The 13,867-nt window shown below is 71.6% G+C and carries 10 protein-coding genes; 7 read left to right on the forward strand and 3 right to left on the reverse strand.

Annotation, left to right across the window (positions count from 1 at the left end; translation table 11 throughout):
- Positions 1–58 precede the first annotated feature (58 nt).
- From ACWDS7_RS07635 to sppA, 5 genes are all read left to right on the forward strand, one after another.
- A complete protein-coding gene (locus ACWDS7_RS07635; protein WP_451928584.1) occupies positions 59–181 on the forward strand; it encodes a hypothetical protein in 123 nt (40 codons plus the stop codon).
- Between the two features lie 71 nt (positions 182–252).
- Positions 253–2,358, forward strand: coding sequence for a S8 family peptidase (locus tag ACWDS7_RS07640; protein WP_451928585.1), 2,106 nt, complete (start codon positions 253–255; stop codon positions 2,356–2,358).
- Positions 2,359–2,581: 223 nt separating this feature from the next.
- A complete protein-coding gene (locus tag ACWDS7_RS07645) occupies positions 2,582–4,195 on the forward strand; it encodes a glycosyl hydrolase family 18 protein (protein ID WP_451928586.1) in 1,614 nt (537 codons plus the stop codon).
- A gap of 149 nt (positions 4,196–4,344) precedes the next feature.
- Complete coding sequence (locus ACWDS7_RS07650) at positions 4,345–6,402, forward strand: S8 family peptidase (RefSeq protein WP_451928587.1); 2,058 nt, start codon at positions 4,345–4,347, stop codon at positions 6,400–6,402.
- Between the two features lie 30 nt (positions 6,403–6,432).
- Positions 6,433–8,133 (forward strand): signal peptide peptidase SppA, encoded by a 1,701-nt coding sequence (sppA, locus tag ACWDS7_RS07655; protein ID WP_451928588.1) that lies wholly within the window; start codon positions 6,433–6,435, stop codon positions 8,131–8,133.
- Here the strand turns inward: sppA and ACWDS7_RS07660 are convergent.
- Positions 8,130–8,597, reverse strand: coding sequence for a MerR family transcriptional regulator (locus ACWDS7_RS07660; RefSeq protein WP_306864644.1), 468 nt, complete (start codon positions 8,595–8,597; stop codon positions 8,130–8,132). The genes sppA and ACWDS7_RS07660 overlap by 4 nt on opposite strands.
- A gap of 72 nt (positions 8,598–8,669) precedes the next feature.
- Here ACWDS7_RS07660 and ACWDS7_RS07665 point away from each other — a divergent pair, with 72 nt between their 5' ends.
- Complete coding sequence (locus ACWDS7_RS07665) at positions 8,670–9,620, forward strand: NAD(P)/FAD-dependent oxidoreductase (protein WP_451928589.1); 951 nt, start codon at positions 8,670–8,672, stop codon at positions 9,618–9,620.
- Entirely contained in the window at positions 9,617–11,110 is a 1,494-nt protein-coding gene (locus ACWDS7_RS07670; RefSeq protein ID WP_451928590.1) for an MDR family MFS transporter, read from the forward strand. Before ACWDS7_RS07665 ends, ACWDS7_RS07670 begins: the two co-directional genes overlap by 4 nt.
- Before the next feature lie 32 nt (positions 11,111–11,142).
- Here ACWDS7_RS07670 and ACWDS7_RS07675 read toward each other — a convergent pair whose 3' ends face one another.
- Positions 11,143–11,622, reverse strand: coding sequence for a flavin reductase family protein (locus tag ACWDS7_RS07675; RefSeq protein ID WP_451928591.1), 480 nt, complete (start codon positions 11,620–11,622; stop codon positions 11,143–11,145).
- Between the two features lie 93 nt (positions 11,623–11,715).
- On the reverse strand, positions 11,716–13,842 hold the full coding sequence (locus ACWDS7_RS07680) for a transglycosylase domain-containing protein (protein WP_451928592.1): 2,127 nt from the start codon (positions 13,840–13,842) through the stop codon (positions 11,716–11,718).
- Positions 13,843–13,867 lie beyond the last annotated feature (25 nt).

Genomic DNA, 13,867 nt, shown 5'->3' on the forward strand with positions numbered 1-13,867 from the left:
CAATAATTTCCTTAAGCTCCCCTTAAGCTGGCGCCTCACAGTGCGCGCGAGCCTCGGCTTGCGCGCGCTTGTCGGCTGGTCAGCGGGTGGGGGCGAGCGGGCCGTGACGAGCTCCCGGGTGAGCTCGGGGCCGCTGTCCGTCGTGCCCGGCGACCACGACGACCCGGTCCCGTCCGGCTGAGGCCGGCCGGGGCCGTCTAGCTCGCCCCTGGCCGCGCCGTCGTCGGCGCGGTCCCTTCCCCCGGAGGACCAGTGAGACTTCGACGTCTCATGGCGGGAGCGGCCGTCCTGGCCGTGACCGCCACCACATTCGCCATCACGCCGGGGACCGCCTCGGCCGTCTCCGCGTCGTCCCCGCAGGCGCTTCCTGGAACGTTCCCGCAGGCGCTCTCCGGAACGTCGCAGACAGCGCCGGAGGCCGACGAGCCCACCCAGGCCGAGACCAGGAAGGCCCTTGAGGCCTTCGAGAACAAGGTCCGCGTCATCATCGACACCAAGACCTCCTCCCAGGTCGGCGGCGTCGCCAAGGACCTGAAGGCCGAGGGCGACAAGGTCCTCCTGCAGGAGGCGGCGGAGTCCTTCCTGGTGGCGGTCGTCGACAAGACGGACGTCGCCCAGCTCAAGAAGGAGCCGGAGGTCGAGTCGGTCAAGGTCGACACCCTCACCTTCCCCTCACTGCTGACGAGCACCAAGGTGATCGGCGCGGACAAGGTCCACGCCTCCGGCGTCACCGGCGGCGGCCAGGCGGTCGCGGTCATCGACACCGGCGTCGACCGCGACCATCCCTTCCTCGCGGGCCGGATCACCGCCGAGGCGTGCTTCTCCACCTCCACCATCAAGGACATCGCGATCTCGCTCTGTCCCAACTTCGGCTCCAAGCAGATCGGACCGGGCGCGGCCGACGCCGAGACGCCCAACTGCTACAGCCTGATCCAGCGCGGCAACCTCTGCTCCCACGGCACCCACGTGGCCGGCATCGCGGCGGGCAAGCTCACCCCGGGCGCCCCGGCCGACGGCGTCGCGCCGGGCGCGGGCGTCATCGCGATCCAGGTGTTCAGCAAGATCTACGACGGAGGGCCCAACGGCTGCGGCAGCTGGGCCGAGGTCCCCTGCATCGGGGCCTACCAGTCCAACATCCGCCAGGCGCTCGCGCACGTCGAGACGCTGACCGCGACGCACAAGATCGCCGCGGCCAACATGAGCCTGGGCGGCGGCAGCTCCGCCACGGACTGCGACCGCCTGCCGAACGGCCAGGAGACCCTCCCGGAGGCGGCCTCGCTCCGCGCCAGGGGCGTGGCGACCGTCGTCGCCGCGGGCAACGAGCACACCGTGGGCGCCGTCTCCTGGCCCGCCTGCGTCTCCAGCGTGGTCACCGTCGGCGCCACCGACGACAACGACGCGGTCGCGCCGTTCTCCAACCAGGGCAAGCAGCTCGAGCTGTTCGCGCCGGGCGTGGGGATCGAATCCTCGGTCCCCAGCGACAAGTGGTCGGGCCGGGGCCGCAACAACACCTACGACGTCTACAGCGGCACCTCGATGGCCGCCCCCCACGTCGCCGGCGCCTTCGCCCTGCTCCGCCAGAAGCGGCCGGACGCCTCGGTGGAGGAGCTGCTCACGCTGCTGCGGCGGACCGGTAAGCCGATCACCTACGACAGCGTCGAGATCGTCGACCGTGAGCCGGTCGAGGTCAAGGTCGTCACGCCGCGGATCGACCTCTGGGCCGCGCTGAACCCGGCGCCGACCACCCCGACCCCGACGCCGACGCCGACCGCCACACCCACCGCGACACCCACGGTCACGCCCACCGCGACGCCCACCGCGACGCCGACGGTCACGCCGACGAGGGGGCCGTCCGCCACACCCAAGCCGACCCCGACCCCGACCCCGACTCCGACCCCGACCGCCACCGGCCGGGGCTTGGGCGACGTGAGCCCGATCCCGGTGCCCGACCTGTGCGGGCGCGGCCGGGGCAGCACCGCGCTGACCGCCGCCCAGTGGGCCGCGGAGTTCCGCAAGGGCTCCGGCAAGCTCTCCGACAAGACCCTGATCTGCTACCTGAGCCTCGCCCAGAACGGCAGCAAGGTCTTCCCCGAGGCCACCGACTCCAACTCGCTGGGCAAGGCCTACAAGGTGCTCCGGGGCAAGGGCGCCAGGGCCACGCTGGACCGCGAGCTGCTGGCCGCCTGGCTGAACTGGGCCCACGGCGTCTACGACGGCTCCGCCAAGGTCCACCGCACCACCACGCTCAAGAGCGCCGTCGCCGTCGCCGAGAGGCACCGCCTCAACGGCAAGGCGACCGCGGCGCAGCTCGCCGGCGCCGCCAAGTATCTGCGCACGTACGTCAACAAGGCGAAGTAAGTTTTCCCAACTGTAATCCCAACCGATCGGGCCGGTCACGTGGGACGTGACCGGCCCTTTCGCGTCCGGAGGCGGTACGGCGGGCGTCTGGCGGACCTTAAATCGGCCTTATGTCGCCCGGCAGGGCATTGACCACCCGGGAACGAGAACTTACGCTCTGGAAACTAATAGGAAACTTTCCTATGAATTCGGGGGCTAGGAACTCTCTGACCTGGAGCGACCCTTGCGACGAATCACCATCGGCTCCCTAATCGCAGCGGCGGCGCTGCTCGTCCCCCTGGGGTTGAGCGCCGCGACGGCCGCCACTCCGGCCACCGCCACCTATTCGACCGACTCCGACTGGGGCTCAGGCTTCCAGGGCAAGGTCACCGTGAAGGCGGGGACGAGCGCGCTGACGAGCTGGAAGGTCGAGTTCGACCTCCCGGCGGGCAACTCGATCGCCTCCGCCTGGGACGCCGACCTCACCAAGAGCGGCAACCACTACACCTTCGTCAACAAGTCCTGGAACGGGGCGCTGGCGGCGGGGGCCTCGGTGAGCTTCGGTTTCACCGGCTCGCCCGGCGGGCTGTCCGGCGTGCTCAACTGCAAGCTCAACGGCGGCGCCTGCGACGGCAGCGGCAACCCGGACCCGACGCCCACCCCCACCCCGACCCCCACCCCGACGGTCACTCCCACGGTCGACCCGACACCCACCCCCACCCCGACGGTCACCCCTGACCCCTCGGGCAAGAAGGTCGTCGGCTACTTCACCGAATGGGGCGTCTACGGCCGCAACTACCACGTGAAGAACCTGGTCACGAGCGGTTCGGCGGCGAAGCTGACGCACATCCTGTACGCCTTCGGCAACTCCGCCGGCGGCAGGTGCTCGATCGGCGACTCCTACGCCGACTACGAGAAGGCCTACACCGCCGACCAGAGCGTCGACGGCGTCGCCGACACCTGGGACCAGCCGCTGCGCGGCAACTTCAACCAGCTCCGCAAGCTGAAGAAGGCCTACCCGAACATCAAGGTCATCTACTCCATCGGCGGCTGGACCTGGTCCGGTGGCTTCACCCAGGCCGCGGCCAACCCGGCCGCGTTCGCCGACTCCTGCTACAAGATGGTCGAGGACCCGCGCTGGGCCGATGTCTTCGACGGCATCGACATCGACTGGGAGTACCCCAACGCCTGCGGCCTGACCTGTGACACCAGCGGCCCGGCCGCGTACAAGAACGTCCTGTCCGCGCTGCGCGCCAAGTTCGGCCCCACCGCTCTGATCACCTCGGCGATCACCGCCGACGGCTCCACCGGCGGCAAGATGGACGTCGCCGACTACGCCGGCGGGGCTCAGTACCTCGACTGGATCATGCCGATGACGTACGACTTCTTCGGCAGCTGGGACGCGAAGGGCCCGACGGCTCCGCACTCGCCCCTGACCGCCTACCCCGGCATTCCGAAGGACGGCTACAACTCCGACGCCGCGGTCCAGAAGCTCAAGGGCAAGGGCGTGCCCGCCAACAAGATCCTTCTCGGCATCGGCTTCTACGGCCGCGGCTGGACCGGCGTGACCCAGGCGGCGCCGGGCGGCACCGCCACCGGCGCCGCCCCTGGCACCTACGAGGCGGGCAACGAGGACTACAAGGTCCTCAAGACCAAGTGCCCCGCCACCGGCACCATCGGTGGCACGGCCTACGGCTTCTGCAACGGCCAGTGGTGGGGATACGACACTCCGGCCACCATCACGGGCAAGATGACCTACGCCAAGAACCAGGGTCTGGGCGGCGCGTTCTTCTGGGAGACCAGCGGCGACACCGCCAACGGTGAACTCATCAGCGCGATCGCCAACGGACTCAAGTAGCATTTCGAGCACTCGGCCCTCCGTGCGCGTCACGCCGCGGGGGGCCGAGCCGTTTCTGAAAGATTCCTCAGAATCCGGATCAAGGTATTCACTCGGGATAAATGGCTGCTTAGACTCCCAATCGCCCGTTTGATCCCCCCGGAGGACGTGTGCGACTTCGAGCCCTCGTGGCCCTGGCGATCGTGCTCACTGTCGCCCCTGGCGTTCCCGCGCTCGCCGAGGAGGTGCCGGCACCACCTCCGGCGGCCGCCCAGGACTCTCCGGCACCCGCCGCGGAGACACCACCACCCGGCGGGGAGACACCGGCACCCGGCGGGGAGACACCACCACCCGGCGGGGAGACACCGGCACCGGACGAGGGGACGCCCGTCCCGCCGCCCGCCGAGCAGCCGCCGGCCCCCAAGCTGGAGCCCGGGCTGGCCGCCGACGGCGACGGAGCCCGTGTCATCGTCGAGGTGACCGCCCCGGCGGAGGCCGCGCCGGTCGCCGGCGAGGCTCGGACGCTGTCCGGCACCGAGGTCGTCCTCCAGCCACCGGACACCTCGTTCATCGTGGTCGAGGGCACGGGCGAGTCCCTGGCCGCGCTGGCCGATGACCCCCGGGTGGTGTCGGTCCGCCGGGACCGCACCTACTCCCCCAGCGACCTGGGCACCGGCCTCAGCGTGATCGGGGCGGACCAGGCCCACGCCGCGGGCTTCACCGGCAAGGGCCAGATGATCGCGGTCATCGACACCGGGATCGACCGGGACCACCCCGCGTTCCACGGCAAGGTTGTGGAGGAGGCGTGCTTCTCCGCCACGGACGACGGCGCGAAGTCCCTGTGCCCCGGCGGGAGCGACACGCAGATCGGCACGGGATCCGCCGACGCGGAGACCGCCATGTGCGTGAAGGACTCGGTCAACCTCTGCGACCACGGCACCCACGTGGCGGGGATCGCCTCCGCCGTCGCCCCCGACGCCGACATCATGGCGATCCAGGTCTTCAGCCGGATCGACGACGCCGAGTCCTGCGGCGAGGAGTCCTGCCTGACCGCCTACGAGTCCTCGATCCTGCTGGCCCTCGACCACGTCGCCAGGAGCACCCGCGACATCGCGGCGGTGAACCTCAGCCTCGGCGGCGGCCTCTTCAACGGGGCGTGCGACGCCGAACCCGCCCTTCAGGAGATGAAGGAGAGGATCGAGGCCCTGCGCGCCAAGGGTGTGGCCACCGTCGCCGCCGCCGGCAACGAGTACGAGACCGGCGCCGGGGCGCCCGGGTGCATCTCCAGCGCGGTGACCGTGGGGGCCACCGACGGTGGCGACGTCATCCCCGACTGGTCCAACCGCGGCTCGATCCTCGACCTCTTCGCCCCCGGCGTGGACATCGACTCCTCGGTGCCCGGTGGCGGCCGGCAGGTCTACAGCGGGACCTCGATGGCGACCCCGCACGTGGCGGGCGCCTTCGCGCTGCTGGCCCAGAAGTCGGCGGAGGCCACCCCGGACGCGCTCCTGGAGCAGTTGCGGAAGGCCGGCCGCCCGATCGTCTACGACGGGGTGACCACTCCCCGCCTCGACGTCTACGGCGCGCTCACCGACCGGGCCCCCTCGCCGCCGGCGACCCAGTCGCCGGGCTCGGGCGACTCCACTCCGGACGGTCCCGACGACGGCTCCGATGACGACCCGAGCCCCGACCCGAGCTCCGGCCCGGTGCCGGCCCCCGGCCCGGCGGACCCGCCCGCCCCCAGCCCGGTCCCGCTGCCGACGGTGACGGTCACGGTGACCGTCACCGCCTCACCCGCCACCGCGCCGGCGGTGTGCACCCGGGGCAAGGCCACCAAGACCCTGACCGCCGCCGGGTGGGCCACGGAGATGACCCGGGGCAAGGGAACGCTGACGGACGAGACGCTCGGCTGCTACCTGCGCCTGGTCGCGAAGGCTAGTGACGTCTTCCCCGAGCTCACCCGCGCCTCCACGCCGGGCGCGGCCTACCGGGTCCTCAAGCCCGCCAAGAAGACGAAGCTCACCAAGAAGGTCAAGCTGGAGAGCGAGCTGCTGGCCGCCTGGCTGAACTGGGCGCACGGCGGGGTCAACTTCACCGCGAAGGTCAACGGGTCGACCACCGTCAAGGAGGCTCTCGCCTCGGCGGAGAGGCAGCGGCTGAAGGGTACGTCCTCCGCTACATACACCTCAATGCTGAAAAAGCAGGTGAACGAACGCCGTATCGCTTAAGTCCGAGATAGGTCGCTTAGGGTGATAGCCATGGACGCGACCAAGGTGATCATCGACACCGTCGACCGGTTCCGGCAGCGGCGCACCGCTCCACTGGTCCTTGAACTCGACCTCACCGAGGGCCTGACAGAGGGCCCTCCAGCCGATCCGCTGGGCGCGATCCTGTCCATGCGCAAGACGAGCCTGACCGACGTGCTGTCGGGGCTGAAGCGCGCCAGGAAGGACGACCGGGTCAAGGCGTTGATCGTCAAGATCGGCACCCAGCCGATGGGGCTGGCGATGGTGCAGGACCTGCGCGAGGCCGTGACCCGGTTCCGGGCCTCCGGCAAGCTGACCGTCGCCTTCGCCGAGACGTTCGGCGAGTTCGGCGCCGGCACCGTGCCCTACTACCTCGGCAGCGCCTTCGAGCGGGTCTACCTGCAGCCGTCGGGCGACGTCGGGCTGACCGGCGTCGCGATGGAGCAGCGCTTCCTGCGGGGGGCGCTCGGCAAGCTCGGCGTCGAGTACCAGATGGGCCAGCGGCACGAGTACAAGACCGCGGCCAACACCTTCACCCAGGACCACATGACCGACGCCCATCGCGAGTCGATGGGCCGCATCACCGAGTCGGTCACCGAGCAGGTCGTCGCGGGCGTCGCCGACGGGCGCGGGCTGGACCCCGCCAAGGTCCGCGAGCTCATCGACCGGGGCCCGTTCATCGGCGCCGAGTCGGTCGAGGCGGGGCTCGTGGACCGGCTGGCCTACCGCGACGAGGTCTACGACGAGGTGAAGCAGGCCGTCGGCGACGACGCCCTGCTGCTCTACGTGAGCCGCTACGCCAAGGGCCCGATCGCCAAGAAGCTCCCGCGCCCCGGCGAGCAGACCGTCGCGCTGGTCCACGGCCACGGCGCGATCCGGCTCGGCCGCAGCGGGCGGAGTCCGCTGGGCGGCGGCAGCGCGATGGGCTCCGACACCGTCTGCGCCGCCCTGCGCGCGGCCCGCCGCGACGAGCACGTCAAGGCCGTCGTCTTCCGGGTGGACAGCCCCGGCGGTTCGTACGTGGCCTCCGACGCCATCTGGCGCGAGGTGGTCCTCACCCGCAAGGCGGGCAAGCCGATCGTGGTCTCGATGGGCGACATGGCGGCCTCCGGCGGCTACATGGTCTCGATGGCCGCCGACACGATCGTGGCCCAGCCCGGCACGCTCACCGGCTCCATCGGCGTGTTCGGCGGCAAGGCGGTCATCAGCGGTCTGCTGGAGAAGATCGGCGTGTCCTCCGAGACGGTCGGCGAGGGCGCCAACGCCGGGATGTTCTCCTCCACCAACGCCTTCTCCGAGGCCCAGTGGGCGCGGGTCAACGCCTGGCTGGACCGGGTCTACGACGACTTCGTGAACAAGGTGGCCGAGGGCCGGGGCCTGTCCCGGGAGCGGGCCCACGAGCTGGCCAGGGGCCGGGTCTGGACCGGCGCCGACGCCCACGCCGGCGGGCTCGTCGACGAGCTCGGCGGCTTGGAGGACGCCCTCATCCTGGCCCGCAGGCAGGCCGGCCTGGCCGCCGACGCCCCGGTGCGCGTCTATCCCAGGCTGAGCCCGCTGGAGCGCCTGCGCCCGGCGGAGTCCAGCGAGGACAGGACCGCCGCCATGGCACGGCTCCGCCTGGAGGCCTGGGGACCGCTCGCCCAGCTGGCCGCCGAGCTGGGCCTGCCGTCCTACGGCCCGCTGATGCTCCCCGGCGGGTGGACGGTCCGCTAGAACGATCTCGGCGACGGTCGGCCGAGGGTCTCCCCGGCGGGCGGGTCTTCCCGCCGGCCGGTGGGGACGGGCAGGTCCGCGCACAGCCGCTGGAACGTCCGGCACCGGGTGAAGTCCTCCTCCCGGCAGTCCAGCGCGTGCTCGACCAGCTGCTTGGACATCTGGGTCTGCTGGATCCGCAGCTCCAGCTCCGCCCGGTGCCGGCTGAGCAGCTCGCGCCGCTCGGCGGAGGTGGCGGCGTTGAGGATCTCGCGGAGCTGCTCCAGGCTGAGACCGCCGGCCTTGCCTCGGACGATCATCGTCACCCGTGACAGGTGGTCGTCGGTGTAACGGCGCCGCCCGTTCGCCCTCCTCGCCGGGGTCAGCAGCCCCATCGCCTCCCAGTGCCGCAGCACGTGCGGGGCGAGGTCGAACCGCGCGGCGAGCTCCCCGATGGTCATCTCGGCCCCGGCGCTTGACTTCATGTTCACATTAACTTGCAGAGTTTGTCCCGCTGTCAAGGAGCGGGGATCCGTCCCCGCCGCAGAGGAGACGACATGCTTGATGTGATCATCATTGGCGGCGGCCCGGCCGGGCTCGCCGCGGCCCTGACCCTGGGCCGCGCCCACCGCACCGTGCTGCTGCTGGACGCCGGAGAGGGGCGCAACGCGCCCGCCGGGGCCGTGCACAACTTCTTCACCCGGGACGGGACGCCGCCGGCCGAGGTGCGCCGGATCGGGCACGAGCAGCTCGGGGCCTACCCCTCGGTCCGGATCCGGAACGTCTCTGTGGACGAGGTGGGCCGCCTGCCCGATGACGGGTTCGAGGTCCGGCCGGCCGGCGGCGGCGCCGAGCGGGGCCGGCGGCTGCTGCTGGCCACCGGCCTGGCCGATGAGCTGCCCCCGATCAGCGGCGTCGAGGAGCTGTGGGGCCGCTCGGCCTTCCACTGCCCCTACTGCCACGGGTACGAGGTCAGCGGCGGGCGCGTCGCCGTGATCGGCGCGGGACCGGACCGGGTACGGCTGGCACTGCACCTGAGCCGGTTCACCGACGACGTCGTGCTGTGCACCGGCGGCGCCCCGCCGGAGCCGGCCATGCGGGACCTGCTGGCCTGCAACGGGATCCCGGCGCGCTGCGAGCCGATCACCCGTCTGGAGGGCGAGGACGGCAGGATCAGGCAGATCGTGTTCGAGGGCGCCCAGCCGCTGGCCCGCGACGCGCTGTTCGTCAAGACCACGCTCCGGCAGCGCTCCGGCATCGCCGGGAGGCTGGGGTGCGCCGGCTTCCCCGACTCCACCGTCGAGGTCGACGAGTTCGGCCGGACCAGCGTGCCCGGCGTCTACGCGGCGGGGGACATGGCCCGGCGGGCCACCGTGCCGATGCCGTTGGCCGCCGTCGTCGCCGCCGCGGCCTCCGGCACCGTCGCGGCCGGCGTGCTGGACCAGGACCTGCTCAGCGTGGACTTCGCGCTGCCCGCACCGTTCCCCGCCGGTAAGGACCAGGCATGACATCCGACCGGACCGCCTCCCCCGGCACCGGCACCGGCACCGGCACCGGCCAGAGCGTCCCGGCGGGCGGCCACGGGGCCGGGACCGGGAGGCTCCCCTTCGCCGTGGCGGGGCTCGTGCTGGGCATCCTGATGTCCGTCCTGGACCAGACGGTGGTCGCCATCGCCCTGCCGGACATCGCCGCCGACCTCGGCGAGGCGGGCTCCATCGGCTGGGTCGTCACCGCCTACGTGCTCGCCTCCACCGCCACCGGCGCGGTCTACGGGCGGCTGAGCGACCGTTTCGGACGGCGTGCCGTCTTCCTGTCCGCGATCACCGTCTTCACCGTCGCCTCCGTCCTGTGCGGCCTCGCCCAGTCCATGCCCCAGCTCATCGCCGCCCGGACGCTGCAGGGCGTCGGGGCGGGGGCGCTGTTCACCGTCCCCAGCATCGCGCTCGCCGAGCTCTTCCCCCTCCGCCTGCGGGCCCGGGTGCAGGGCTACGTGGGCGGCGTCTTCGCCCTGGCCAGCGTGGGCGGCCCGCTCGTCGGCGGCTCCCTCACCGACGCCGCGGGCTGGCGCTGGATCTTCTACGTCAACCTGCCGATCGGTCTGCTGTCGATCATTCTGGTCGCCACCTCGCTCCGGCTGCCCAGGAGCGGGGACGGCGCCCGCATGGACGTCGCGGGCGCGGTGCTGCTCGCCGGGGCCACGGTGAGCCTGCTGCTGGCCACCGAGTGGGGCGGGCGCACCCATTCCTGGACCTCGCCGGCCGTCCTGGGGCTCGTCGTGGCCGCCCTGGCGCTGGCAGCGGCCTTCTGGTGGCAGGAACGGCGTGCCGCCGCCCCGCTGATCCCGCCGAGGCTGTTCGCCGGCCGTACGCTGCGCGTCGTGTTCCCGGCCACGGCGCTGCTCGGCGCCCTGCTGTACGGCTCGATCGTGTTCCTGCCCACCTACCTGCAGGTCGCCTTCGACCTCAGCGCCACCCAGGCCGGACTCGCCGGCAATCCGTACTTCATCACCTTCATCGTGGTCTCCGCGATCGCCGGCGGCCGGGCCGGGAGAAGCGGGCGTTTCACGCCGTATCTGCTCTCCGGCGCGGTCATCGTGGTGCCGGGGCTGCTGCTGCTGAGCCGGGCGGACCTGGACAGCCCCTACGCGCTCGTGGCCACGGGGATGGCGGTGCTCGGCGTCGGCTTCGGCCTGATCATGCAGAACCTCATGACCGTCGCGCAGAACGCGGTACGGCCCGCCGACCTCGGGGCCGTCACCTCGGCGGTGGTGACGGTCCGCGGGTTCGGCATGGCCGTGGGGGTCGCCCTGTTCAACAACCTCCTCATCCGCCACGTGGGGGACGACCAGCGGCCGGAGGCGATCGCCGGAGCGGTCCCCGAGGTCCTGGTCTGGGGAGTGGCGCCGGCGGCCGCCCTCGTCGCCCTCATGGCCGCCATGCCCAGGACGGAGGCGTCCGAGAGGGCCGGGGCCGCTCCGGAGACCGGCCGGCCGTCGTGACACCGGTTACCGAGTGCGCGCCGTGACAGCGGTCAGCCGGCCGGTCGGTACCGGCCGCGGAGCCGTACGAGCGGGAGGACTCCCGCGTCGACGTAGCTCACGTCGAGCACCCGGGCGATGTAGAGGGTGTGGTCCCCGGCCGGGACGACCTGGGCCGTCTCGGCCTCCAGGGCGGTCACACCGCCGTCCACGACGAGCGCCTCGCTCAGCTCCCCCCGGTGGTGGGGCACGCCCGCGAGCAGCAGCCGGGCACCGGGCCGGCCGGCGGTGGCGAAGCGGCTGGCGATCGCCTTCTGCCCGGCGGACAGCACGCTGGCGGCCCAGCGGTCCCGGCGCAGCAGCAGCTCATTGAGGTAACCGGTGTTCTCCAGGCTCACCATCACCAGCCGGGGGTCGAGCGAGACGGAGACAAGGGTGCCCACCGTCGCCCCCACGTCATCGCGCCCATCCTTCACGGTGATGACCGTCACGGCGGTGGGCACCTGCGCCATGGCCTCGATGAACTCGTTCATACGGCAATCATTCCGGAAGGCCGCCGGCTCCAGGGTCCGGCGGCCGCCGGGGCCGGCCCCGGGAGCTCCGTCCCGGACCGGCCCGCCGCACCGTCACCCCCGGTTACGGCCGTTCCCGCGGCCCCAGCCGTCCCAGCCGTTCCCCCGGTCCCGGCCGTTCCGGAGGTCCCAGCCGTTCCCCCGGCCGCCCTCGTCGTCGGTGTTACGTCCCCTGTCCCAGGGCTCGTTCCGGACTTCCCGGCTGTCGCCGTCCGACCGGTCGGGAGCGCAGTCCTGGCCGCAGCCGCCGAAGCGGGCGGAGTTGATCGGGTGGAAGGAGGTGGCCCTGACGCCCTTCAGCGCCGCCATCATGGTGTCCTTCCAGATCGGGCCGGGGAGGCTGGCGCCGGCGACGATGCCGTAGTACCTGCCGCCGATGGTGACGCCGGTGAGCTTGTGCTTCGTCGAGCCGCGGGGGTCGCCGATGCTCACCGCGCCGGCCAGGTCGGGGGTGAACCCGGCGAACCACGCGGTGGCGTACGCGTCCGTGGTGCCGGTCTTGCCCGCCGCGGGGCGGCCGATGCCGCCCACGCCGCGCATGGTGCCCTTGGTGAACACCCCGGACAGGACGTCGGCCGTCGCGTCGGCGATCTCGGGGTCCAGCGCCTGGCGGCACTGCGGCGTGTAACGGGTCACCTTGCCGTCGCGGTCGGTGATCTGAGTGATGGCCATCGGCGCGCAGTACTTGCCGCGCGCGCCGATCGCGGCGTAGGCGTTGGCCACCGTCACCGGGTCCATCTCGTTGATGCCGAGAGTGAAGGTCTCGTACTCCTGCAGCGCCTGCCCGTCGGACCGCTTGATGCCCAGCGACTTGGCGGTCTCCACCGTGTCACACAGCCCCACGCGCTGCTCCAGGGCGACGAAGAAGGTGTTGACCGATCCCCAGGTGCCGGTCTGCAGCGTCTTGAACCCGGGCGAGCCCTCGTCGTTGGTGACGGTGTGGGTCGGGTCGCCGATGCTCTCGCCCTTGCAGTTCTTGAAGGCCGCGTAGCCGGGGGCGCGGTAGCCGGCACCGGTGGTGATGCCGTCGCTGACCTTCATGCCCTTCTTCAGCGCGGTGATCAGTGTGAAGGTCTTGAACGTCGAGCCCGCCTGGAACCCCACCCCGCCGCCGTGCGCCGCGTCGGCCACCACGTTGTAGGACATCTCGTTCCTGCGCTTGGCGATGCCGTACTTCCGGCTGGCCGCCATCGCCTTGATCGCACCGGTGCCCGGCTGCACGAGCGCCTGGGAGGCCATCGGGTTGTCGGAGGCGTACACCCGCTTCCTGATCGCCGCGTCGGCCGCGGCCTGCATCCTCGGGTCCAGCGTCGTCCTGATCGTCAGCCCGCCGCGGTTGAGGAACTGGAGGCGGGCCTTCTCGGTCTTGCCGAAGGCCGGGTTGCCGGAGATCTCGTTGCGCACGTAGATGCAGAAGTAGGGGTAGGGGCTGGCCTCGCACCCGCCCGGCAGCGGCGTGCCCTTGTAGCCCAGCTTCTCCTTCTTGGCCTTCGCGGCCTCCTCCGGCGTGATCTTCTTGAGCTGCGCCATCCGGTCGAGCACCAGGTTGCGCCGCTCCAGCAGCCGCTGCCGGGCCTTCCTGCCGGCCTCGGGGTCGGTGCTGTTGGGAGACTGCACGGCCGCCGCCAGGGTCGCCGCCTGCGGCAGGGTGAGCTTGGACGCCGGCACCCCGAAGAACCGCTTGGCCGCCGCCTCGACCCCGTTGGCCCTCGCCCCGAAGAAGGCGATGTTCAGGTATTTCTCCAGGATCTGGTCCTTGGAGTATTTCTGCTCGACCGCCATCGCGTGACGCAGCTCGTTGAGCTTGCGCGCGTAGCTGGCCTCCAGCACCTTGTTCTTCTCTTTCTCGGTGACCGCCGCGTTGAGCAGCACCTGCTTGACGTACTGCTGGGTGATGCTGGAGCCGCCCTGGCTCACCCCGCCCGAGGAGAGGTTCTTGGCCAGGGCCCGCATGGTCCCCTCGATGTCGATGGCGCCGTGCTCGTAGAAGCGGTAGTCCTCGATCGAGATGATCGCCGTCTTCATCACATCGGCCACCTTGCTGAGCGGCACGACCTCGCGGTACACGTCCCAGAACTGCGCGATCTGGTTACCCCGGGCGTCCAGGACCGTCGTCTTCTCCGCCAGCGGGGGCTCCTTGAGGTCCACCGGCCTGATGTTCAGCTCCTGCTCCCCTGACATCCCTCCCACCGGTACGGCCGGCAGG

This window comes from Streptosporangium sp. NPDC003464, from assembly GCF_053588315.1.

What these genes read in the sequence shown, in the direction of transcription:
- sppA (WP_451928588.1), top strand. Translation starts at nt 6,433, where the DNA reads ATGGACGCGACCAAGGTGATCATCGACACCGTCGACCGGTTCCGGCAG.
- ACWDS7_RS07660 (WP_306864644.1), bottom strand. Translation starts at nt 8,597, where the DNA reads ATGAAGTCAAGCGCCGGGGCCGAGATGACCATCGGGGAGCTCGCCGCG.
- ACWDS7_RS07665 (WP_451928589.1), top strand. Translation starts at nt 8,670, where the DNA reads ATGCTTGATGTGATCATCATTGGCGGCGGCCCGGCCGGGCTCGCCGCG.
- ACWDS7_RS07670 (WP_451928590.1), top strand. Translation starts at nt 9,617, where the DNA reads ATGACATCCGACCGGACCGCCTCCCCCGGCACCGGCACCGGCACCGGC.
- ACWDS7_RS07675 (WP_451928591.1), bottom strand. Translation starts at nt 11,622, where the DNA reads ATGAACGAGTTCATCGAGGCCATGGCGCAGGTGCCCACCGCCGTGACG.
- ACWDS7_RS07680 (WP_451928592.1), bottom strand. Translation starts at nt 13,842, where the DNA reads ATGTCAGGGGAGCAGGAGCTGAACATCAGGCCGGTGGACCTCAAGGAG.